The sequence below is a fragment of the Leptospira hartskeerlii genome (assembly GCF_002811475.1).
Classification (GTDB): Bacteria; Spirochaetota; Leptospiria; order Leptospirales; family Leptospiraceae; genus Leptospira_B; species Leptospira_B hartskeerlii.
This window is the reverse complement of sequence record NZ_NPDL01000002.1, coordinates 22,766-46,378: the sequence shown is the minus strand read 5'-3', so window position 1 is coordinate 46,378 and position 23,613 is coordinate 22,766. Positions and strand designations below refer to the sequence as shown.

Annotated in this window: 22 protein-coding genes and 2 tRNA genes; 10 read left to right on the top strand and 14 right to left on the bottom strand. The window is 41.6% G+C overall.

What is annotated here, in order from left to right; genetic code table 11:
* Positions 1-42: 42 nt before the first annotated feature.
* A tRNA-Val gene (locus CH352_RS03080) sits at positions 43-116 on the top strand.
* A gap of 108 nt (positions 117-224) precedes the next feature.
* On the opposite strand, the gene CH352_RS03075 is transcribed toward CH352_RS03080, so the two are convergent.
* The 4 genes from CH352_RS03075 to CH352_RS03060 form a co-directional block, all read right to left on the bottom strand.
* Positions 225-1,385, bottom strand: coding sequence for an SH3 domain-containing protein (locus CH352_RS03075; protein ID WP_100705707.1), 1,161 nt, complete (start codon positions 1,383-1,385; stop codon positions 225-227).
* Positions 1,382-2,974 carry a WG repeat-containing protein gene (locus tag CH352_RS03070; RefSeq protein ID WP_165780146.1) on the bottom strand — a complete coding sequence of 531 codons (1,593 nt, stop codon included), beginning with the start codon at positions 2,972-2,974 and terminating at the stop codon, positions 1,382-1,384. Before CH352_RS03070 ends, CH352_RS03075 begins: the two co-directional genes overlap by 4 nt.
* A gap of 400 nt (positions 2,975-3,374) precedes the next feature.
* Positions 3,375-4,253, bottom strand: a complete 879-nt coding sequence (locus tag CH352_RS03065; protein ID WP_100705709.1) for a HEAT repeat domain-containing protein — start codon at positions 4,251-4,253, stop codon at positions 3,375-3,377.
* 68 nt (positions 4,254-4,321) lie between these two features.
* Positions 4,322-4,885, bottom strand: coding sequence for a polyhydroxyalkanoate synthesis regulator DNA-binding domain-containing protein (locus tag CH352_RS03060; protein ID WP_100705710.1), 564 nt, complete (start codon positions 4,883-4,885; stop codon positions 4,322-4,324).
* 180 nt (positions 4,886-5,065) lie between these two features.
* Between CH352_RS03060 and CH352_RS03050 the strand changes: the two genes are divergently transcribed.
* On the top strand, positions 5,066-5,953 hold the full coding sequence (locus tag CH352_RS03050; RefSeq protein WP_100705712.1) for a hypothetical protein: 888 nt from the start codon (positions 5,066-5,068) through the stop codon (positions 5,951-5,953).
* Here the strand turns inward: CH352_RS03050 and CH352_RS03045 are convergent.
* The 4 genes from CH352_RS03045 to CH352_RS03030 all read right to left on the bottom strand — a co-directional run bounded on the left by CH352_RS03045 (position 5,950) and on the right by CH352_RS03030 (position 8,953).
* Positions 5,950-6,603, bottom strand: a complete 654-nt coding sequence (locus tag CH352_RS03045) for a DsbA family oxidoreductase (RefSeq protein WP_100705713.1) — start codon at positions 6,601-6,603, stop codon at positions 5,950-5,952. The genes CH352_RS03050 and CH352_RS03045 overlap by 4 nt on opposite strands.
* A 75-nt stretch (positions 6,604-6,678) precedes the next feature.
* Positions 6,679-7,449, bottom strand: a complete 771-nt coding sequence (locus tag CH352_RS03040) for a hypothetical protein (RefSeq protein ID WP_100705714.1) — start codon at positions 7,447-7,449, stop codon at positions 6,679-6,681.
* A gap of 70 nt (positions 7,450-7,519) precedes the next feature.
* Positions 7,520-8,035 (bottom strand): TlpA family protein disulfide reductase, encoded by a 516-nt coding sequence (locus CH352_RS03035; RefSeq protein WP_100705715.1) that lies wholly within the window; start codon positions 8,033-8,035, stop codon positions 7,520-7,522.
* An 18-nt stretch (positions 8,036-8,053) separates the two neighbouring features.
* Positions 8,054-8,953 (bottom strand): decaprenyl-phosphate phosphoribosyltransferase, encoded by a 900-nt coding sequence (locus tag CH352_RS03030; protein ID WP_100705716.1) that lies wholly within the window; start codon positions 8,951-8,953, stop codon positions 8,054-8,056.
* Between the two features lie 200 nt (positions 8,954-9,153).
* Here CH352_RS03030 and CH352_RS03025 point away from each other — a divergent pair, with 200 nt between their 5' ends.
* Complete coding sequence (locus tag CH352_RS03025; RefSeq protein ID WP_100705717.1) at positions 9,154-9,348, top strand: hypothetical protein; 195 nt, start codon at positions 9,154-9,156, stop codon at positions 9,346-9,348.
* Between the two features lie 12 nt (positions 9,349-9,360).
* Here CH352_RS03025 and CH352_RS03020 read toward each other — a convergent pair whose 3' ends face one another.
* On the bottom strand, positions 9,361-10,929 hold the full coding sequence (locus CH352_RS03020; protein WP_165780147.1) for a TrkH family potassium uptake protein: 1,569 nt from the start codon (positions 10,927-10,929) through the stop codon (positions 9,361-9,363).
* A 260-nt stretch (positions 10,930-11,189) separates the two neighbouring features.
* On the opposite strand from CH352_RS03020, the gene fusA reads away from it, so the two are divergent.
* The 7 genes from fusA (at position 11,190) to prmC (ending at position 18,027) form a co-directional block, all read left to right on the top strand.
* A complete protein-coding gene (gene fusA / locus CH352_RS03015; RefSeq protein ID WP_100705719.1) occupies positions 11,190-13,310 on the top strand; it encodes an elongation factor G in 2,121 nt (706 codons plus the stop codon).
* A 93-nt stretch (positions 13,311-13,403) separates the two neighbouring features.
* A complete protein-coding gene (locus tag CH352_RS03010) occupies positions 13,404-14,060 on the top strand; it encodes an LIC_10271 family cell wall hydrolase (protein WP_423789682.1) in 657 nt (218 codons plus the stop codon).
* 35 nt (positions 14,061-14,095) lie between these two features.
* A complete protein-coding gene (locus tag CH352_RS03005; protein ID WP_100705721.1) occupies positions 14,096-15,325 on the top strand; it encodes an amidohydrolase family protein in 1,230 nt (409 codons plus the stop codon).
* Positions 15,326-15,349: 24 nt separating this feature from the next.
* Positions 15,350-16,411: a cyclic nucleotide-binding domain-containing protein gene (locus CH352_RS03000; protein WP_100705722.1), complete on the top strand. Its 1,062-nt coding sequence runs from the start codon at positions 15,350-15,352 to the stop codon at positions 16,409-16,411.
* Positions 16,412-17,053, top strand: coding sequence for a Crp/Fnr family transcriptional regulator (locus tag CH352_RS02995; RefSeq protein WP_008594423.1), 642 nt, complete (start codon positions 16,412-16,414; stop codon positions 17,051-17,053). It begins immediately after the preceding gene.
* A 26-nt stretch (positions 17,054-17,079) separates the two neighbouring features.
* Positions 17,080-17,156 (top strand) — tRNA-Arg (locus CH352_RS02990).
* A 7-nt stretch (positions 17,157-17,163) separates the two neighbouring features.
* A complete protein-coding gene (gene prmC, locus CH352_RS02985; RefSeq protein ID WP_100705723.1) occupies positions 17,164-18,027 on the top strand; it encodes a peptide chain release factor N(5)-glutamine methyltransferase in 864 nt (287 codons plus the stop codon).
* 4 nt (positions 18,028-18,031) lie between these two features.
* Here prmC and CH352_RS02980 read toward each other — a convergent pair whose 3' ends face one another.
* The 5 genes from CH352_RS02980 to CH352_RS02960 all read right to left on the bottom strand — a co-directional run bounded on the left by CH352_RS02980 (position 18,032) and on the right by CH352_RS02960 (position 23,610).
* Positions 18,032-18,823, bottom strand: coding sequence for an SH3 domain-containing protein (locus tag CH352_RS02980; protein WP_100705724.1), 792 nt, complete (start codon positions 18,821-18,823; stop codon positions 18,032-18,034).
* A 133-nt stretch (positions 18,824-18,956) separates the two neighbouring features.
* The gene (locus tag CH352_RS02975) at positions 18,957-19,301 is read right to left on the bottom strand and encodes a P-II family nitrogen regulator (RefSeq protein ID WP_008595143.1); all 345 of its coding nucleotides are present in this window, start codon (positions 19,299-19,301) and stop codon (positions 18,957-18,959) included.
* Positions 19,302-19,336: 35 nt separating this feature from the next.
* Positions 19,337-20,635, bottom strand: coding sequence for an ammonium transporter (locus CH352_RS02970; RefSeq protein WP_100705725.1), 1,299 nt, complete (start codon positions 20,633-20,635; stop codon positions 19,337-19,339).
* Positions 20,636-20,940: 305 nt separating this feature from the next.
* On the bottom strand, positions 20,941-22,548 hold the full coding sequence (locus CH352_RS02965) for a carboxyl transferase domain-containing protein (RefSeq protein WP_100733504.1): 1,608 nt from the start codon (positions 22,546-22,548) through the stop codon (positions 20,941-20,943).
* An 18-nt stretch (positions 22,549-22,566) separates the two neighbouring features.
* Positions 22,567-23,610, bottom strand: a complete 1,044-nt coding sequence (locus CH352_RS02960; RefSeq protein WP_100733503.1) for a GlmU family protein — start codon at positions 23,608-23,610, stop codon at positions 22,567-22,569.
* Positions 23,611-23,613 lie beyond the last annotated feature (3 nt).

Sequence of the window (23,613 nt, the reverse complement as noted above, 5' to 3'; positions counted from 1 at the left end):
ACGCTTTACGCTGAGCTTTGGACCTAAATACTGACTATTACCGGGGGATTAGCTCAGCTGGTTAGAGCGCTACCTTGACATGGTAGAGGTCACTGGTTCGATCCCAGTATCTCCCAGGGTTTTATTTCACGCCCTTCTTCCCCACCCCTAAATACAAAAAAGCCTCCGAACTCGGAGGCTTTTTCACTCTTACCAATGTAAAAAAAGATCAAGTAGCTAGTTTTTCAACGAGCAAAACTTCCAGCCGATTGACAATTGAGTACATTGAGCTCTGAGTTCCATGGAGTAAAATCTAACAATTCTTCTCTGGAAATTTCACACGTGAATTTATTCTTCCGATTTTCATCTCGAGCGAAGTCATTGCCCCAAAAAAAGTATGAAAAGACAACCTTTTCCTTTGCGAACTTAATAGTATCGAATTCGCAACTATAATACTCTAATTCAGATGGATTAATACCACAGGTCCATTCTAATTCATTTTTAGAATTCCGATATCGACCGATCCGAGCCTTATAATCAGGCCTAATGCTAAAGGAGGAATAGCTATCAACAAAATCAAATATTTCGTTCAATTTAGTGTTCGCAGTATAGCACTCATAATGTCTTTTTTTCACTTCTTTACGTTGAACATATCCATATTTTCTAAATTTAGTCTGTACCTGGATCCAAGCATCTGGAATCATCCATTCCGAAAAATCTTTCGTTACTATTTCTAATTCAGAACCGTTAGACAAATGTTCCAAAATTGCCGAATTAGCATCTGGTTTCTCCCTAAGGTCAACGCCTTCTTTATTATTGGCCTGGTATCGTAATATCCCATCGTCCGGCTTTCGACAATCCGAACTAAGCATTGTCATCGGCCCCTTACAGTCTGTTTCTATTTTTATTGGACGACCGAGAAGGCTAACGATGCGGGTCCCTTCTGCCCATGGTAAATCTAATAATCCATTAGACTTAAAAGTTAACGGAATTTCCCCAGTTGGAGTTGTCATATTTACTTTCAAAGATTGTAAATCGTTTTCGATTGAAAAACTGGAATCACTTGCAATTTGGAAATCGTAAGATTGTTCCGTTAAAGGTAAATAGAACTTAATTGTTTTCGCATTTGAGTCTACACGAACGCATGCGGAAATTTCTTCGGAATTAATTTCAAAATTCTCAGGTTTAATATAACTCGTTTCTTTTTTTCTATTTTCATTATACGCATCGAATAATAAAGATCGGTATTTTAGTAAATATACACCATCCGTATCTTTAAGGAAAAACTTCTGTTCCACTCCAGTATTTGGCACCTCTTTCTTACAAAAAAAGCCAAAGCCAGCCGTTATAAATAATACACAAATTATCCGAAAAATATCTCGGACAGATTGGATCTTAAATTTCATAATCCACACCTCTCTAAATTCAAAATTCCAAATTGTTTTTCAAATTGAACTCGATATCGCTTAGGTTCGATCAGCTGAATGGCTTCAAATATGGGAGAAATTACAAATTCGCCTTTAATGTCGATCAATCCGAATTGGCCGTCTCTTCTGGCAATTGCTAACGAGTTGGAAAAATTTCCTGCAGTGTTAAACTCTGCTGGAATTTGCGTTTTCCCATTACGATCTAAGTACCCAAACTTACCGTTCTGTTCGAACCAAGCAAGTCCTTGAAAAAAATTGCCCGAATTTTTAAAGACACTTTTAAAAGTAGTTTTCCCGGTAATATCAATGTATTCCCAATTACCTTCTCGAAAAACTTTTGCTAATCCGTCGGAATAACTATCAGCATATGTAAATACGTTCTCGGTTATTTTCTTTAAATTTGATCTAATATATCCCTTACGCCCGGTTTTTCGATCAACGGTGATACAAATATTTTCTTTGCATCCGAAAATACTTCCCTTTGCCCCGCGTACGAACCAAGATCCGTCCGGATTAAGAACATCAGTAAAGTCGCCTTTCTCCAATATATACAATTCGTCAGTCTGATTATAACGAATAGAATCGTATTCAGGAGATATTACAAAACCGGTCTCCGGCGAAACCAATCCGGTCCGCCCGTTTTGCTGGAACGAAAAATAATTTGGAAAAGATTCTCCAACTTCGCCTAACTCAGCGAACCCTGAGCGTTCATTAAATAATACATAACGTTCCGATCCATCCGAAGAGATATAAATTAATTGATTTCCTTTAATATAGCAATAATCGCCTTTCGGTCCTAATGTGCCGTTCTTACTAACAATCTGGCAACCTTCCGGCAGCAATACCTTTGCTATACCACCCGTTGTAAATTCGTCAGCATCTTTGAACTGTGGCGGAATTATAAATTTGCCGCTTCTATCTATGTATCCCCACTGGTCGGCAACCTTAACTGCTGCCAAACCGTTTTGGAACCGCTTTGCCTCATCGAAAGTTGCTTGGATTGTCCACCTCCCATCAATATTAAAGAATCCCCATTTATTCCTTAATTTCACTGGTGCTAGTGATTCTGAAAACATCTTGGCGTCTTCAAAAGTTTTGTTCCCAAGCAATTTCCCGTTACGATCCAGAAATTGATATTTTTCATCGATCTTAATTAAGAACATTCCCTCTGCGTATCCAGAATAATTCCCTCGACGCAGGGATATCAAATCTCTTCCCGCAAAGTCAAAGGCAGCAAATTGATCCTGCTGTTGAATAACAACGATTTGTTCCTCATCAAAGGTACTAATGACTCTTACTTTTCCGGGGAAAGTCCGTAACAAAGTTTTTGAAAGGAAAACTTTAGATATTTGATGATCTTGGAGCCAAAATATCGGTAAGAATGTCGGATATACAAAAAGATTGCTATTCGAATATTCTGGTTTTACTATAATATTTCCCTCTGAATCGATCATACCGTTATCGAAGTAACTTTTTTGAATCGATATCAAACCAAATGCCGATCGATCGTAGATGGATTCCGCCAATACTACACGTGGAACATTGGGATTGTCGGAAATTAATGCCAATAATTTCTTATCGCCATTCTCGTAGATTATTTGTTTTTGAAATCCGGCTCTACAAATATTTGCTTTCTTTGACTTACAATTTGAGAACGAAAGACCAAAAAAGATGACCAGTAATATGAAACTTTTGAAATATATAAAAGTTCGCATCAGTTAAAATACAAAACCTTTAAGATTTAAATTATTTACTATATTTCTCATTAGGAATCAAGATAGTTCATCTTTTAATATAAATTTTTGTCGATTATATTATATTCAATTATTTATTAATTTTGCGCAAAACCGCATAACGATTTAATTATCAAATTTAGTTTTCCCATTTTAGGGCTAATAACTTTCCCTAAATACAAAAAAGCCTCCGAACTCGGAGGCTTTTTCTATCTTAGCACACTTTAAAAAAGTATTAATCTTTCAAGAAAAGAGGAAGATTCGCAGGCATCTTAAATCCTGTTACACTTGCCAGGTCCTTTTTGATCTGCTCTCTTACCATTTGGTCATGCTCTATGAGTAACGCTTCTCTGAGAGAATATTCTCCCGCTTTCAAATCTACTTCTCCGACTGCGATAGAAGCTCTATAACGAACCATTGGAGATTCATCTTTTAAGAATGCACATAGATCGTAGAACTTTTGGTTTGCGATACGATTAATGTAAACGATCGCATTTAGGATCGCAACTTTTGCAAAAGGATTTTTCTCTTTATCGATCGCTGAGTTCAGTTGAGAGAGCGCATCCTTGCGGTTTAAGTTTTTTAGCCCATCCGCTGCAGAAGCTCTTACGTAAAAATTCGGATGCCCGAGAGCGTTTATGATCGCTTCTTGGTTTTCCTTTGTATAAGGAAGAAGTCCCACATTTCGGATAATCTCTCCGGCAGCGATCACCAGATTATAACCTTCAGGTGAGCTGAATGCAGGATAGTCGCTTTCCTGAACGGTAGCGGAGATCTTTTTAAATTCTTCCACCATTCCAGGTCCTGCGATATCGGACTCCATTGCTCCTAATGCTTGAGCGATGGTGAATTTTAATGTAGGAGAATTTTCGTCCGACTTAGGAACATTTGCATTTCCCTTTAATGCCTTAAGGAGAGGACGAACAGCCAGTTTACTACTTACGAATCTTAGGTAATCCGCTGCTTGGATCCTTTCTTCTAGATTGCCACTTTCCAAATTTTTGACTTGGTCGTAAAACAATTGGTCCAACTTCTCATGGATCATTTCCTTTGCGGAAATCTGAGCAGTTAGTGATAATATAATTCCGAGGATTAGGATTCTTACGGTCGACATGGGTTCCCCCTATCTTGTTTATCGGATTTAGTAAGGTCGATCTTAACTTTTAGAAGACCGCAAATCCCTTAAAGAGACTCGGTTTCCTTGACTCTTTCCGCAATCTTGCGAATTTTCTCCGATAGATCCTCGACAGCCAATTCCTTTTCGCCGCCTTCTTCCAATTCTCGACCCACTTTTTTGAGGTCTTCCTGGATCTGTTCGCTGTTTTCGCTGGCTCTCTGTGCCAAATGGGTGAGTAGGTCCTCACGGTAGCTTTTCACTTCTTCTAGTCGAAGTTCTCCCAAAGCCACCATACTCTGCAAGATCTTGTCCATTTTTTCCTTAGTGAGATAGGCAAGACCTATTCCTCCCAAGACCAAACGGCCGAATAATGCACTGATATCTTTGCCCGTTTCTCGGATCAGAGCGGAAAGCATGTAATTGGAAAATTCTTCGTTTCTCTGGCCTAAACTCACTTTGAGAAAGGTCTGGCCTAAAATTTTAGGAGTGATGTCCTGACCGCTCATATTATCGATCACTTTAATCTCTTCGCCTGCGATGATCATCTCGGCGACATCTTCTAGAGTAATCGTTTTGCTGGTTTCGGGATCGTACAACCTTCTGTTTGCGTATCTTTTCAGAACTTTCATTCTTGGTTTTGCTCGTAATCAACGCTTTCAGGACAAGCCCGTAAAAGCAGTTCGCCCGAAAGGCAAACTTGTTTTTCTTTCCGATTCCCCTTTCTAGTTGCGGGTTTTCCGCAATGCACCAATTCTAGGATCGGACGAAAATCCCCAAGGTCAAGGAAAAAACCCGTCCTTTGCAAAGAGATGAACTTACTATCCGATGCTTTACTTCTGCACCGACTCAGCTCGGATGAACAAGAGTTCCTAGTCGCTTTGTTGAAGTGGAAAGGAATAGATCATCTAGAATGGGTAAGAAGTTCCGGGTTCCCCTCTTCCACTAAAGAAGTTTTAGTTTGGAAGAAGGATGCGAGTCCTGAGGACGTCCGCTCCGCTCATGATTGGTCCAGAGAAGTTTCTCTGATCGGAAGATTTGATTCGGAAGAAAAAAATTCTTTCCTGAGAGCCGGAGCGACTCGGATCTACGATCTGAATTCTTTTGCATTGGAAGAATTTCCATTCTTCAAATTTTCAAAACCTTTACATCCGGAGATGGTGGTCCTTACTCAAAGTTCCGATCTGTTCTCTAAATTCAGATCTCTTCTCAGGGCTTGTGGATCGAACGCCCACTGGTGCAAAGATATATTAGGACTTCCTAATATGCTAAAAGAAACCAAACCGGGAGTTTTGATCTTAGATTCCGAATCCTTTTCCATCAGAGAACTTGTTCCTAAGATGAAAGGTCTTTTAGGAACTCCTTATTTTCCTCTCAGTTTTTGTCTGATAGATTTTAATAAGGAAAATGTGTACCAAAATTTGGCGACCGGTTTGAAGGACATCGCAAAGGCATTTTTTGAACCTAAGGATCTTCTTCTTTTTTTAAGAGACAGACTTGCCCTTGCATCTCCTCCTAAGGATTCATTTTTCCAAGCGATCGACTGGTCTGGAAGTCCCAGAAATATCAGAGAATACGAATTCCCAAACGTTCCTGACGGAATGTTAGAAAGAGCGGAAGCTGCCTATTTATACAGGATCCGCCGTTTATTTTTATGGATGGGAGAAGGAGCCAATCGGGGCACGGAGATCTCAGCCTAAGCGCTCGCCTCCGATTCTAATTTTTCGAAAACCTGCTTGAACAGATCTACCGGTTGCGCGCCAGAAACCGCATATTTCTCATTAAATATATAAAAGGGCACACCGGTCACTCCCAGCATTTTTCCTTCATTTTCTTCCGTTTCTATTTGGGCAAGAAGAGAAGGATCCTTGCGAACTTCTTCCAATTCCGATGTCGGAACTCCAACCTGCGTTAGGCTTTCTTGGATGATAGAATCGTTAGAAAGATTTTTTTCTTCCGAGAAAAACTTTTGGAAAAATACTTCGGCGAGTTCGGCTTCTTTTCCGTATTTTCTAGCCTTACGGATGAGAGCATGGAGCAGAAAGGTATTCGGCTGATGGCCCTGCAGAATATTCGAAAACTGTAATCCATCTTCTTTCGCGATGTCTGAAACTCTTTGGGTCATCATTTTTACTCGGTCCAAAGAACCGAATTTTTTGACCATGTGGGCTTCTCTATCTTCTCCCTTTTCCGGAAGATCAGGATTTAATTGGAATGGTTTCCACTCTACGATGATCTTGTCTTCAGGATGATTCGATTCCCAAGACTCTATCGCTTTCTCCAATCTTTTTTTGCCTATATAACACCAAGGACAAACTACGTCCGAATAAATTGAGATACTAGTTTCCAATGCCTTCTCCTGTAATCCTTAGACTTACAAGTAGATAAAAAAGCGCATCCTTTTTTTAGTAAGAAGAAGAGCGAATTAATCTTCGTCCAGAAGTTCTGCTGCTTCTATTTCTTCCAAACCTCTATTCGGGAATGCCTGCTCGTAGAATAGCGCTGCAAATAGATCGAAGTCCTCGTCTGCTGGTAGATTTTTTTTCTCCCAGTATTCGTTCCTTCTTTTGATCAGAATGGATATTGTCTCGTCTTCCAAAGAGAATTCTTTTCCACCTCTATTCATTCTGCGGATCAACCAATTCAGATTATGGATAAAAAAGTTTCCTGTGAATTCTAAAGTGGAAAGAGAAGGTTCTCTTTTCATTAGATTTTCAGTATGATAAAGAGGAACTCTCAAGTAATGCGGGTCTTTAGTTTGTTGGTATTGATTGAATCCGTTGGAAATGGATTCGAAGAATGGCCAAGAATTTGTGTAAGAAGTCCTGATCAGTTTTTCTTTTTCAGGATGAAGCCTTGCAACTTCTACTAGATCCACGAATTGATCGTTCTTTAAAGCATCTCTTAGGATAGAGTCCATCGGAGCAGGTCTTGGCTCAGAGTTTACAAGGTAAACGTAAAGATATTTGATCTCGTATGCAAATCTAGATTCTCTAGGAATATAATATTCTATCCAGATCGGTTCTTTATAATAATTTACTAATTCTTCTTCAGGTAAATCAGGAGTGACGCTAAGTGATTTTAATTTTTTGACATCGTCTGTGATTACTTTTTGGCCGTGAACCCGAGTCCTGGAACGTTTGATCTGCTTGAGTTCCGATTTGTTTAGAAGTGGTTTCGGTTTGTACGAGTCCATCGGATTGATTATCGGAAATTGGAAGTCTGAAATTCAAAGATGATAAGAAAGACGTATACTTTTAGGACGATCAGGACCAGAAAATTCTTGCCCAGATTAGCCTTAGGAACATACCCAAAGGGCTCATAATTCCGGATTCTGCAAATCTGACCTTACCTTCTCCGTCTAAAATATAAAAACTAGGATAACCTCTGATCCCCCAATCTCTAAGTAACATAGGATTTCCTACAATGACCGGAAAATCCACCGCTTGTTTTTCGAGATAGTCTTTGAGCGCGGAGGAATTTTCTCCTTCTTCCACACTGATGAACGCAAAATGATTTTGGTCTTTGAGAGTGGAAGCATACCACTTGACTAGAGGAAGATTCGTATTACAAACTCCGCACCAGGTCGCCCAAAAATATACTACGGTGGTCTTACCTTTTATATTCGCTTTTTCTCCGATAGGAGTCCTGAATTCTTTTCCATCCAGACTCACTACAGGTTCCGTATCTAAGGCTCTAAACCAGGCTAGAAAAAAAGTCGCAGAAAGCAGAAGGGCTAATGCTCCTCCATACTGAAATCCTGCTTTTACATTTTTGTTCATGCCTTAGTTAGACCTATACTATAAGTGAAAAGGAAGACTTTGTCCGGAACCTGAATACATTATCCAGACAACTAACAAAAGCCATAAAAATCCCGCCACAAGGACACCCCAATCAGTCAGGATCGCTTTAGTAGGATTATGGCCCATGTTCTTGATATAGATAATGTACAAAGATCTAAAGATGGCATAAACTACGATCGGGATCGTATACACCATTTTATCCGTACCAAGGTTTTCAATCGTATGAGGACTGGTAACGTACATAACGTATGTTACTAAAGTCATGGTGGCGACAATTCCCATCATCAAGTCTAGAAAATTGACGGAATATTCTTCCAGGATCTTTCTGTGGCCCTTAGCACCTTCTTCCAGGATGATAAGTTCTCCCCTTCTTTTTCCGAAGCCCCAATACAAAGCCAACATGAATGTACAAAGAAGAAGCCAAGAAGAGAAACTCACCCCGACTACGATAGAACCTGCGATCGCTCTCACCACAAATCCGAAAGAAATACTCATCACATCTAGGATGACCATATGTTTTAAGAAGCGGCTATAAACTATATTGAAGATCAGATAACCGGCTACCCAATAGAAAAACTCAGCCTGCAATTTGAAGGACAAAACTAACGTTATAGAAAGTAAAATTGCCGTCAGTAAAAGTGCGATAGTGGGAGAGATCGCCCCGGAAGCAAGAGGCCTATGCTTTTTTTCAGGATGAAGTGCATCTTCCTTTCGATCTAAAAAATCATTTAGAACATATTGGCAACTTGCAGTAAGTGAAAATAGAAAAAACGCGTAAATCGCCCTTTCTACCGATTCCAGGTCCCCTAATTTTTTTCCAAATATGATCCCAGCAAATAGGATGATATTTTTAATCCATTGGTGGGGTCTTAAAAGTTTTATATAGGAAAATAACATTCTCTCTCCCGAAATCAGTTCGCTTTAGAGGCCAGATTGATCCGAAATGGAAGGCTTGCAAGGGAATTTTGGCTCCAAAAAGGGAGGAGATTTCTCAGGTTTTGGACGGAGGATTCCACAAGAGACAAAAATAAAAAACTAGTCTGAAAGGACTAAAATTGATATCTTCACTTTTTAATTTTAAGCTTTACGATTACTCATTGTTAGCTTATCAAATTTCCACTATGCATAGGAAAATCACATACAAGATCGTGGAAAGCAAGGACCCTTTAACGCAAGATGCATTCGATCCGTTAGGAGCATTAGGTTATGAACTCCTTTCAGTAGTTCATGATCTGAAGATGGATCGTTATATCTATTATTTCAAGTTGGCAGAAGCTCACCAACTCTCTTAAAGGGTGGAGTTATCATCCTACTTGGATCTTGACTCCGTCGTCTTGCGCCCCCAAGGTCCCTAATCCGGAATGGCCCGTAAATGCGATCAAAAGAGTAAATACTCCTACTCTTCCCACATACATAATACAAGGATATAAAAACTTTTCTACTCCTGTGATATAAGGAGTTAGTCCTTTTGTTAATCCTACAGTACCGAAAGCGGACATGACTTCGAAAAATATTTCTTCTATCCCATGTCTATGTCCGTTTGCAATCGTGATCACCAACATAAAGAACACAATTGAAATGGTTGCAAGAAAATAGATCCGAGTGGAGATCGCGATCGAGTTTTTAGAAACTTCTTCTCCCATGATAGTCACTCTTGCTTGAGGATTGATCACATTCCTTAGATACATTAATAGAATTACAAATGTTGTGATCTTAATACCGCCCGCAGCTCCCTGAGGACCGCCTCCCACAAACATTAAAGAACAAAGAAGAACATAGGTCGGACTTCTTATCTCGGAAAGATCGAATGTATTAAATCCTGCAGTTCTGGAAGATACGGAAAGGAAGAATGAGTTAAATAATTTGTCTACGAAGTCGAATTTTCCTATGGTCTCAGGATTGTCCCATTCCGACATCAATACTCCGATCCCTCCCACATGGACCAATATTAAGGTTCCATAAAGTAGAAGTTTCATTTGGATCCTGTTTGCTTCTCCCTTAAGCGCCTTTCTATACAGAGCCAATCTTTCCTCTGCCCAGAAAGACATTCGGATCAGGATGAGATAGATCCAAGAAGGTTCTTTACCTTCCTCTAATGCGCGAGACATGAGATAGGTTTCCATGACTACTTCTACCCTATGCATTACGTTCCTGAATGCTTCGAGTAATGTTTTTTCAAAGAATAGGATAACAGGAAAGCCGATACCTCCCATCACTACTAAACTTTCTACCACTAAAAGAGAAAGTGGCTCTTTGGATAAAAATGTAAGATCGTCTACTATGGAAAATCCGGCGTTATTAAATGCGGAAACTGCTGTGAACAGACTTAAAAAAACTCGGTTCGGATCTCCAGGCAATCCGCTTAGATCTTCCGGCATTGCCCAATACAATAAGAATGCACCCAACAATTCTATCGAAACGGATATATTCAAAATAGATAATAAGATCCTTCGGACATAAGGAGCATTCTTACTCTTTCCGTCTGATGATTCGTGAGAGTCTATTGCCTCGAATACAAATGCTGCGATCCTAGTACTTCTGGAAAGCCCTCGAACAACTAAGATCCCTACAAGAACAGTAAATGTGATAATTCCCAATCCACCGATCTGGAATAAGAACATGATGATCACTTGGGTGGAGAATACTAGCTCGCTAATGCTAACGGTAGTCAGCCCCGTAACACAGATAGCGGAAGAGGCTAAATAGAATGAATCCGCGTAGGAAATCCTACCTTCTTCCGAAGCATAGATCATAAAAGACCCAACCAAGATCGCTCCCGCAAACGCTAGGCAAAGTATCCTTGCTACGGAAAGTAGCAAAAACGCCCTGGCGATTCGGTTTACGTTTCGTTTTAGGAATTTGTATGGGCTCATGCAGAGGGGAAAAACTACCCTTCCAGAAACTATTTTGACCCTGGCAAACCTGGGCAATGAATTTCCTAGTCTCGGGACCAAACCTGCAATCTGTTCTTGGAAAGGATCTTTACAAACGCGGTCCTTTCCGAAAATTGGTAAGAATTAGGGTTCCTTTACCCAGGGAACCCAGTCAGATTAGTATCCACGTAAAGTTTTTATTCTGCTCTGTTAAAGAGTGTAATAGTGTTTTCCGTGTGAACTTTTTAAAGAGGACTCTAATGAGCACTGCAGTTGCGGACTTCAAACCTACCGAAAAACTCCTAAAAACTAGGAACATCGGAATTTCCGCCCATATCGATTCAGGGAAAACCACTCTGACCGAGAGGATTCTATTCTATACTAACCGTATCCATGCGATCCACGAAGTTCGTGGTAAAGATGGAGTCGGCGCAAAAATGGACAGTATGGAATTGGAGCGCGAGAGAGGGATTACGATCCAATCCGCAGCTACCTACTGCCAGTGGAAAGATTATACCATCAATATCATCGATACTCCGGGCCACGTGGACTTTACCGTTGAGGTAGAGCGTTCCTTACGGGTTCTGGATTCCGCTATCTTAGTTCTTTGCGGAGTTTCCGGAGTTCAATCTCAGTCCATCACTGTGGACAGACAGATGCGTCGTTATAATGTTCCTCGTGTAGCTTTTATTAATAAGCTAGACCGTACAGGAGCTAACCCTTTCCGCGTGATCGACCAATTACGCGAGAAGTTAAAGCATAACGCAGTTCCAGTTCAAATCCCTATCGGTCTCGAAGGAGACTTAGTAGGTATCGTAGACTTAGTTACTATGAAAGCCGTTTATTTCGAAGGAAAAGACGGAATGGAAATCACTGAAAAGGAAATTCCTGCTGAACTACAAGAACTTGCTCAGAAGAAGAGAGAAGAACTCTTAGATGCTGCTTCTATGTTCTCAGACGAATTGACTGAGGCTATGCTGGAAGGAGAACCTACAGTAGAGCAAATTAAAACTGCGATCCGCAACGGAGCGATCTCTTTGAAACTTACCCCAGTTTTCATGGGTTCTGCTTTCAAAAACAAAGGAGTTCAAAAACTTCTGGATGGAGTTTTGGATTACCTGGCTTCTCCTGTCGACGTTGTTAACTCCGCTTTGGACGTTAAAAACGAATCCGAAAAAGTAGTTCTACCTTCCGATAAAGACAAACCACTCGTTTGCCTCGCGTTCAAACTCGAGGACGGACGGTATGGTCAGTTGACCTATGTTCGTGTCTACCAGGGAAAGATCCAAAAAGGTATGACCATCTACAACATGTCGAACAACAAGAAACACAACGTTGGTCGCCTATGTCGTATGCACTCCGACGAGATGGAAGATATCGACTACGCAGAAGCTGGTGATATCATCGCATTATTCGGTATCGATTGTGCTTCCGGGGATACTTTTACCGACGGAAAAATGAACGTTTCCATGGAGTCCATGTTCGTTCCAGCTCCGGTAATCTCTCTTACAATCGAAGCTAAAGAATCCAAACACCTGAACAACTTGGCAAAAGCTCTCAACCGCTTTACCAAGGAAGATCCTACGTTCCAAACTCACGTAGACCAAGAATCCGGACAAACCATCATCAAAGGGATGGGAGAACTTCACCTCGAAGTTTATATCGAAAGGATGAGAAGGGAATACGGGGTGGAGCTGATCACCGGTGCTCCTCAGGTTGCTTATCGTGAAACTATCACAAGCCGCGCGGACTTTGACTATACCCACAAAAAACAAACGGGTGGTCAAGGTCAGTTCGGTCGTGTTGCCGGATTTATCGAGCCTATCCCATTGGAAGAAGATAAGAATTACGAATTCGTAAACAGTGTCGTGGGAGGAGCAATCCCTCGTGAATTTATCTCTTCTGTGGATAAAGGATTCAAGAGCTGTTTGGATCGTGGAAGTATGATCGGATTCCCTATCATCGGGGTAAAATTGACCATCAACGACGGTTCTTACCACGATGTGGACTCTTCCGATATGGCATTCCAGATCGCAGGACGCTATGCATTCCGCCAAGGTTTCAGCAAAGCAAATCCTCAGATCCTTGAGCCTATCATGAGAGTAGAAGTAGACGGTCCTGCAGAATTTCAAGGACCAATCCTTGCTTCCTTGAACCAAAGACGAGGAATGATCCTTAACACCACTGAGCAAGACGGATATTGCAAAGTGGAAGCAGAAGTTCCTCTTTCTGACATGTTCGGGTATTCTACTGTGATCCGTTCTTCCACCCAAGGAAAGGCGGAGTTCTCTATGGAATTCTCTCGTTACGCTCCTGTTCCTAGAAACGTAGCGGAAGAATTGATGAAAAAATACAAACCGAACTCCAAAGACGAAGATTGATCTTTCAGAATATCTTTCTTTTTGGAAAAAAGGGAGCCAATCGGGCTCCCTTTTCTTTTTGGTGGGGAACAAAATTTGCCGATATTTTAGAGTATGCGAGAGCTTCATTTCATTCGTCTGATATGTTTCGGAATGATGCTCCTAATTTCTTTTCCTTCTAAAATCAATTCTGCAGGAACTCAATTAAAGATCCATACTGTCCAGCCAAAGGAGACTGCGTTTTCTATCTCCCAAAAGTACAGATTGGATTGGAGAATGCTTCTAGAATGGAATGGCAAAAAAGAAAATGAAGGTTTGAAAGCGGGAGAAAAACTGAAAATCCCTCAAAACCTATCCTATTCTTCTAAGATAGAAAAAAATCTGCCTGAGGACGTACCTTCTTTCGGAAGTCCTAAGTTCCATCCTCCGTTAAAAGTACTTCCCCCTGTTTCACTTCCTTATTCTAATCTATCTCATTATCCGAACAAGGGAGTTCTGTTCAAGGCGAGCAGACATAAGGATGTTCATCCGATCCGGTCCGGTAAAGTAGTTGTACTGGACCAAATGGACGGTTATCGGAAATATATTATTTTAGAGCATAAAGGCGGATATTCCAGCGTGTATGCAAATCTCAGATCCGTTTCCGTCAAAGAAGGCGAAACGGTAAAAGCGGGAGAATCCTTAGGAGAATTGGAAGAAGGCAAAGGACTTTACTTTCAGATCAACCAAGGCACCAAAGCTGTGGATCCGATCCCACTTTTGAAATACTGATCGCGGCTATAAAGTATATTAGGTTTTTGCACTGAATGGAATGGGAAATCGTAAATTCTAAGGCCGTAACTCCACAAGGAGTATTGGAAAACTCAACTATCCGTATCAAGGACGGAAGGATTTCTTCTATTTCCTCCGGCATCCCGCAAGATGTTTTACCTATAAGGATCAACCTAAGAGGAAATTTCGTTTATCCAGGTCTCATCAACGCTCATGACCATCTTCTTGGGACTTATCTTCCGAAGGTTGGAACAAACCGTCCTTATTTGAATTGGCTTCCTTGGGATAATGATCTCAAATCTTCCGTTGTATATGCAGAAAGACAACAGCTCGAGCCGGAGCAGCTTTATTTATTAGGTTCTTATAAAAATTTGATAAGCGGTGTGACTTCCGTTTTGGACCATATTCCCCATTTCGTCCAAAAACCGTTTCTGGATAAATCTCCGGTTCGTATCCTGGAACGTTTTACTCTATCTCATAGCATCTGTTCTTATTCTCTCGGCTGGGGAGACGGACCTCAGATAGAATATGCAAGGGCAAAAGAAGGGAACCTTCCCTTTGTAACCCATATCTCCGAAGGATTCGACGAAGAATCCAAAAACGCGCTAAAAGAATTAAACTCTCTAGGCTGTTTGGGAGAAAATACTGTACTCGTTCATGGGATCGCATTCGATACGAAAGATATCCAAATAGTTTCCAAAACAAAGGCAAGCTTGGTTTGGTGCCCTGAATCCAATTTGTTTATGTTCGGTAAAACGGCCCCTATTCAGGAAATCCTGGAAGCGGGGATCAATGTGAGTTTGGGCACCGACTCTCCGATGTCCGGGTCCATAAATATTTTCCAAGAGATTAAATCCGCTCGGGAATTTTTTGCCAAAGAATATGGAAAAGAATTGGATCCTAAAATTGTTTTTAAGATGGTCACTGAAAATCCTGCAAAGGCTCTTCGGGTAGAGAACGACCTGGGCAAATTGGAAATCGGAAAAAAGGCGGATCTTTTAGTTCTTTCTTCCGAAAAAGAAGACGCATACCAAACACTTTGCAATGCGGATCTTAAATCCGTACGTTTGGTAGTGAAGGATGGGAAACCTTCCTACGGCGACCTTTCTTTGAAAGATTTTTTTGACGAAACTGGTGTGACAGGGCGCGAAATTAAGATCGCCGGAACCGATAAATACCTTGCAGGAGACCCCCTAGGGTTGCTAGAATCGGTCACCCGGGCCCTTGGTTACAAAAAGGATTTGGCATTTTTTCCTGTCGGGTGAGATTTAGAGTGGAAGGTAACGGTCTTGGCTGGGCCCATAATCCGAACTTATAAAGGCGGTTCTATTATTTACTTCGAGAAAGATCGATCGGAGGATATCTATGTCCTCAGGCAAGGTCGAGTCGTTCTCACGTACACCGCGATCGATTCCGGTTACGAGGTCAAAGAAGACGTGCGACTGGGAGAATTTTTCGGAGTCAAATCCGCACTCGGAAAGTATCCTAGGGAAGAAACCGCTCAGGTTGTAGGCGGAGCAACCGTCCTAGTCTTCAAACTTTCAGACTTCGAAACATTCGTAGCCGAAAAAACTCATCTGATCTTAAAGATGATGAAAGTATTCTCCAGCCAATTGCGACTGGTTCACAAAAAATTGAGAGAGATCTTAGGTCAGGCAGAAGCTAGAAACCCTGCATTCGAACTCATGAACGTTGCCGAAGTATTTTATAAAAACAATAACTTCGAACACGCTGCTTACGGGTTCGGAAAATATCTGGAACATTATCCGAGTGGACCTTACGCGGGAAGAGCAACTGAATTGCAAGACCTAGCAAGAAAGGGAACACCTTACCCGATCAATATGCCTCCTCTCGTTTACGATGCTGCTTCTACCAGAGCGCCTATGTCCCAGGAAAATCTGCAGAATATTATGAAGCCTGCCGCTGAAAAATCGAATATGGGAGCAGGCACCGACAATACGATCACCTCTCTCTATAACCGGGCTCATACGTTCTTGAACGTAGGAAAATTTGAAGAAGCTGCCGGTATATTCAAAGACCTAATGGTCCGTACAGATTTCAAATATGATAGCGAGAAGAAGCTCGTAGACAATGCGCTTTTCCAAATGGGAGTTTGTTTTCTCAAGCTGAACAATTTGGATACTGCGAGCAATACCTTCTCCGCTTATATTAAAAAGCATCCATCCGGAGAATCTGTAAAAGAGTCTTTATTTCATTTGGCGGAGATAGCGGAACAACAAGGAGATCGTCAGAGAGCGGGGATGTTATTCGGCAAGGTAGCATTACTCCCTCCGGAAAGAGACAGTCTCTCCCAAAAGGCTCGCCAAAAAGCCAAGGAGCTCAGCGCCTAAATGGATTTAATGCTCGAGTCGATGTTCTCAAAGTTCGGAAAAACTTTCGAACCAAACCAGATCATATTCTGCGAAAATGAACCAGGAAACGATTTCTTTTTGATCCAAGCCGGAAAGGTAAAGATCACCAAAACTGTGGGGAATTCCATTAAAACCTTAGATATCTTAGAACAAGGAGATATCTTCGGAGAGATGGCGATCTTAGAAGAACAACCTAGAAGTGCGACCGCAATCGCAATCTCAGAAGTGAAAGTCCTGAATTTCAATAGAGCAAACTTCGAACTATTGATGACCAAGAACCCTACACTTGCACTCAAGATCCTCACAATATTCTCCGTAAGGATTTACGACGCAAAACGAAGATTGCTCATTCTATTATTGGATGATATCATCGGAAAAGTAGCCGACGTATTCTTAATGTTGTATGAAAAGATGCATACGCATACCGAATTCAAAGAAGTCGTGCTCAACGTTACCGTAGAAGATGTGGCAGATTGGTGCGCCCAACCGGTGGGAGAAGTCCAGAAGGTAGTAAACCAATTCGCTAAAAGCGGTAAAATCGAGATATACTCCGACAAAATCGTAATTCACAATATTAACGACTTCCAGAGAATAGTCTCTCAGAAGCGCAAACCTTCTTAACAGAAAACCCGCGTTCTAAAGATAAAGGTCCCGTAGCTCAGGTGGACAGAGCAGAAGTTTCCTAAACTTTTGGTCGGAGGTTCGAATCCTCTCGGGGCCACCATCAAATCATGGCAGATTCCCAAGACAACGTTCTGAACCTACTCAAGAAATCGGAAGAATTTCTAAAAAAGAAAAACATACCTTCCGCAAGATTGGACGCGGAGATATTACTCGCAGACCTACTCAAGATCCAAAGAGTCAAACTCTATATAGATTTCGAAAGGCCACTTTCCTTAACTGAAAAAGACGAATATAGAGAAAGGATCGTCCAAAGATCCAAATTCAGACCTACAGCTTATATCATAGGGAAGAAGGCGTTCTTCGATTCGGAATTCCATGTAAACGAGTCAGTCCTGATCCCAAGACCGGAAACGGAAGAACTAGTCGCCTGGGTATTAGAAGAATATCCAAACAAAGAAAACAACTTAGAAGTCCTGGACCTATGCTCAGGAAGCGGTTGTATTGGGATCAGCCTAGCCAAGGCCAGAAAAGAATGGAATGTTTCCTTCACGGACGCTTCCGAATCTGCATTAGAGATCAACAAAAAGAATATTCAAGAAATCTTAAATACGGAACGAAGTTTCGAACTTTATCATGGAGACCTACTCTCCCCCATTCCAGGCGAAACCAAATTCGATCTGATCGTTTCTAATCCGCCTTATATCCCTGAAGCAGATAAATCTACAATCATGCCTGACGTTGCAGATTATGAGCCTCATCTTGCCTTATTTGTATCCGATTTCCAAGGATTCCATACTAAGATCCTAACAGAAGCGAAGTCCAAACTAAAACCAGAAGGCAGATTATATTTAGAAACGCATCCTAGATATTCCACTTGGCTAAAAGAAACTGCACTTTCTCTCGGATACTCCGAAGCGGATCTAAAAAAGGATCTTTCCGGAAGGGATAGTTTTGTAAGATTGAAATTGTAGTATTTTAATCCGAAATCGCCTTCAGCTGGTTCCCTGGATCGAAGATAGTACATTCTATTCCTTTCGTTTTCAGAACCGGCTGTAGAAACAGCTCATCTTCACTCAAAGTCCATGCCTTACGGACTTTCAGTTTATCCAACGCCAACTCGTAGTGATTTCCGATCGTTACACCTGTCTTGCGCATTTGTATTTTTAAGATCGCAAGTATGATCTCTTTTCCATCCAGTCCAGGAGTAAAACATTGGGCAGTAACCCGATTTAATATCTCTTCGTCTTTTTGAGGAATGTCCAAAGTGATCGCATGCAAGATCCTCCATTCGGTTATATTTTCGGAGATTTGATTCTTTCTCTCTAAAAACGCGAAGATATGTTTTGGATCCGCTTGGTAAATATTTAAGTACAAGCCTTCGTTTATGATATGAGTACGAATTAGTTTTATAGATTGAATTGGATGATGATAAACTAATCCAGTATATGAATTAGAACCTGGAGGCAAAAAGTCAGGATGTTTAAAGCTTAAATACCCTCCGAAAACCCATCCTTCTCCTTCTTCACTTTTAACCTTATACCAATAGTTTTCGAATCCATCTATATGGGCCAATCTTTGGTCCTTCTCGAGGATCTTTACTTCTCCTTTATAAGGGACCGTTCCCATCTTCTCGGAAGAAAGTTTTGGAGCGGAACGTATCCTAAGACCTGCACCATTATTTACATATGCGGATTGATAATTAGAGAAACACCCTAATAAGAATGTCGTGTAAAATGCTACAGTGAAGTATTTTAGAGATCTAATCATGAGACGCACCGATTAGATATACACTTTTGAGAACAGATCGTCTAACAAAAAACAGACGATATTAAGTTCGTACATAAAAATGGGGCCGGTATCACCGACCCCGAAGCTAGTTTCGACTCGTATTGGGGAAGAATTAAATCGCTGAGCTTCCTCTTTCTCCGGTGCGGATGCGGATCACATCTTCGAGAGGAAGAATCAAAATTTTTCCGTCTCCGATCTTTCCATCGCCGGTTTTGGCAGCTTTTAAGATCGCATCAACGGTAGGTTTTACGAACTCGTCGTTAACCGCGATCTCCAATCTTACTTTTCTAAGAAGGTTAACTTGGTATTCATGTCCACGAAATACTTCGGTTTTACCTTTTTGCTGCCCGTAGCCTTGCACGTCGCTTACGGTAAGTCTATAAATTTCATTCTTAGTAAGCTCCGCTTTAACCTCTTCCAGTTTATGGGGCTGGATAATTGCTACGATTAATTTCATATGCTCTCCTTTACTTAATGTATAAATTCAAAAGGTTATATAATATAACCTTTTTCTCCGTGAATCTCGGAATCGAGTCCAGCAATCTCTTTCTCTTCTGAAATCCTGAATCCGATTGTTTTGTCGATGATAAAGACCAAGATCAAGGATACTACGACAGAGTAAGCACCGGTTGCAACAACACTGATGATCTGAACGATAATTTGGTCTCCGCGAGTAACTCCTTCAGGAATATAATTCGCAAGTGCAAATACACCTGTAAGGATCGCACCGATAGCTCCACCAACGCCGTGAATTCCGAAAGCGTCCAAGGAGTCATCATATCCGAGTTTACCTTTCAAAAGGATAGCACCGTAGCAAATAGGAGATACGATTGCTCCCATAATCAATGCACCGGTAGCGTCCACGAATCCTGCAGCAGGAGTGATCACAACCAGACCTGCAACGATCCCGGAAGCTGCTCCAAGAGCAGTAGCTTTTTTAGTGTGAAGATATTCGATCAATAACCAAACGGCACCTGCTGTTGCAGGAGCGACAAGAGTTACAACGAAAGCTCTGGCAGCTTGACCATTTGTAGCAAGACCGGAACCTGCGTTAAATCCAAACCATCCGAACCACAGGAATCCTGCACCGATCAAGGTGTAAGTCAAATTGTTCGGAGCGATAAGTGCAGGACCTTCTCCTTTACGTTTTCCGAGTACGATTGCTGCGGCCAAACCTGCGATACCGGAAATCAAGTGAACCACTGTTCCACCCGCGAAATCAAGAGCGGTCTTTTTGAAAAGCCAACCGTTAGCGGACCATACCCAGTGTGCGACTGGATCGTAAACCAAGGTAGACCATGCTAGAATGAATACGATATAACCGGAAAGTTTCACTCTTTCTGCGATCGCACCGGAAATTAGGGCCGGAGTGATTAACGCAAACATTCCTTGGAATAGGAAGTGAATGTATTTCGGGATCGTTCCTTCCAATGTTTCGTCGGTAATACCGTTCAACAGTAAAAGTTGAAAATCACCGAAAAATGGGCTATCGCCGGAGAATGCTAAGCTGTAACCGAATACTGTCCATTGAATAGTTAAGACAAGTATCGCAACAAAGCTATGCATCATTGTAGAAAGAACGTTCTTAGATCTTACGATACCGCCGTAGAACAGCGCGAGTCCTGGGATCATGAAGAACACGAAAGTGGAAGCCACGATCATCCATGCGGTATCCCCTTTATCCAAAGTGGGGGCAGCAGGTGCGGCTGGTGCTGGTGTGGCGTCTTGACCCCAGATCAGTACTGGAGCGATTAAGATCAAGAGCGCGATAAGTTTTTGGGCAATTTTCATTTTCTCAAATCTCATCTCGAAATATGTTTAATCGAAATGATGCAAGAAGAGTACCTGAATTAAAAATTAGTCCAAAAAAAGATTAAAAAAGCAGAATAGGAATCTGAAGGCGCTTAAATGAGGTTTTCTCTAGAAAAAGAGACCCGAATTTTTATCTGAGGCAGTCTTTTCCCTAGTTCCGGTAGAAAATTCCCAAATGCAGCCTAGCAGTTTGCGTACATATTAGGCAGATTTTTGGAATCTGCCAGAAAAATAAAATTTTAGAAGTAAAAACGATACTTAGGTATCATTCTTCCGGAGGAAAATCACATCCGGAAGATTGCGTAAGAAGGTTCTATACCTTTAGGAGAAAGGTCGGAATACAATGCCAAACCTAATGCTTCTCTTGTACGAGCAGGATCCAGAACACCATCGTCCCAAAGTCTTGCGGTAGAATAAATACAAGAAGAGCGATTATCATAATCTTCTAATATAGGTCTCTTGAATTCTGTTTGTTCTGCAGCGGAAAGCGATTTCCCTTCCTTCTCCAATTGTTCCTGCTTCACAGTGAGTAAAACGTTTGCCGCCTGTTCTCCTCCCATCACGGAAATTCGAGCGTTTGGCCACATCCACAAAAATCTAGGCCCGAATGCGCGTCCGCACATTCCATAATTTCCAGCTCCATAAGAACCACCGATCACAACAGTGTATTTAGGAACTACAGATGTAGAGACTGCGTTTACCATTTTGGCGCCGTCTTTTGCAATCCCTGAGTTCTCGTATTTCTTCCCTACCATAAAACCTGTGATGTTCTGTAGGAAGAGTAAAGGGATCTCTCTCTGGTTACAAAGCTGGATGAAATGAGCCGCTTTCAAAGAACTTTCGGAAAATAGAACTCCGTTGTTCGCAATAATACCCACAGTCTTTCCGTAAATATTCGCAAAACCTGTGACTATCGTAGTTCCATAATATTTTTTGAATTCTTGGAATCTGGAACCGTCTACCACTCTCGCGATCACTTCTCTCACATCATAAGGTTTGCGAATATCCTTTTGGATAATCCCGTAGATTTCTTCGGACGGATAAAGAGGTTCTTCATAATAGATCTGCTCTTCTAATTTCTTTGCCCTCGCTCCCAAACTGGAAACGATATGTCTAGCGATCTCGAGTGCGTGCGGATCATTCTCCGCATAATGGTCGGTCACACCTGAAATCCTACAGTGAACATCGGCGCCACCCAATTCTTCCGGAGTAACGATCTCTCCAGTTGCAGCTTTTACAAGAGGGGGTCCGCCTAAGAAAATAGTACCGTTTCCTTTTACGATCACTGATTCGTCGGACATTGCAGGAATGTACGCGCCACCTGCTGTACAACTTCCCATTACGACAGAGATCTGAGGGATCCCCATTCTGGAAAGATTTGCTTGGTTATAAAAGATCCTACCGAAATGCCATTTATCAGGGAATACATCATCCTGCATCGGAAGAAATGCTCCTCCCGAATCCACAAGGTACACGCAAGGAAGACGATTCTCTAACGCAATCTCTTGTGCGCGGATATGTTTTTTGACAGTAAGTGGATAATAAGTCCCACCTTTTACTGTGGCATCGTTCGCAACGATTACACAAGGAGTTCCTGAAATTTTACCGATCCCAGTTACGATCCCTGCAGAAGGAACATCATCCGCATAAACCTTCTCCCCTGCTAACGCAGAGAATTCCAAGAAAGGAGTATTCGGATCTATTAGTCCTTGTATCCTTTCTCTTGCAGTGAGCTTTCCTCGGCCCTTATGTTTCTGGATGGATTTTTCTCCTCCGCCTTGTCCGGCTTTTTGGAGAAGTTTACGTAAATCCGCGACCTTCTCTGAAAGATCTTTGAAATTCTCTTTATATTCAGGGGAAGACGTACTAATACGCGATTCCAAAACTTCCATGGAGCCTCCGGTCCTTTTTTATTTCCGGACCTTGGTTTCGTATAAAATTCTAATAAGTTCAGATTCGGAATGAGAAAGTTCTCTGTTCCTTCTTGCCATAATCTTGCGAGAATCACGAAGGAATAGATCTAAGATATAAGGTTGTCCATCCGCCCAAATAAAAGGAGGAAGATATCCGCTCGCCCTAGAAGAGATCACATTACATCCGAAGTCTATTACTGTTCCTGTATTCAACATCACTCCGATCCCTATCTTGGAAAAATCTCCAATAATAGAACCGAACTTGATGGAACCGGTTGTGACCTCAGAATGTTCTTCTCTGATCTTGACCACACCGTAGTTGTTCTTTAGATCGGAGGTAGTGGATAACGCTCCCAGATTGACCCAACTTCCCACCACGGAATGCCCGAGGAACCCTTCGTGATGTTTATTCGTAAAATCTAATATAACACTGTCGCCGACTTCTCCGCCTATCCTGCACACGTTCCCAATGGAAGTATTTCCGGTGATTCGCGCATTGTCCACATGAGTGCCTTGGCCTACGTATAACGGACCTTCTAAAAAGCTGAAAGAAGTTACTTTTGCATCTTTATCAATGATCACAGGCCCTGAGGTTACATCAATGACGACACCTGGATAAATTTTAGCGGATGGATGGATATGAACGTGTTTTGATTTTCCTACTACTTGGAAATCACCTGATTTTACCTTGAGTTTGCGGGCCCATTTACGTAGGTCCTTATGATTTTCCAAATCCTGCTCTATGTTTTTGCCTACGGAATCCAAGGATTTCCAAGGTAGAAATTCCTCAGGACGGATGATTAGATCTACATCCTTACCATCGTATTCAGATATTTTCGGATTTCTTTCGAAGAATGTTTTCTGGAAGGCAGAATTGGAATTTGAATACAGTATCTTTGAATCGGGATACTGCTCTTTTAAACGTTGGAGCGGAGTCAAAACCCCATCTCGAATCTCCGAGAAAGATCGGATCCTGGTCAAGGCTCCCAAACCGGGAGGAGTTTCCCTCTCATCGATCCAAATTCTCTGAATTCTGCCCACGCT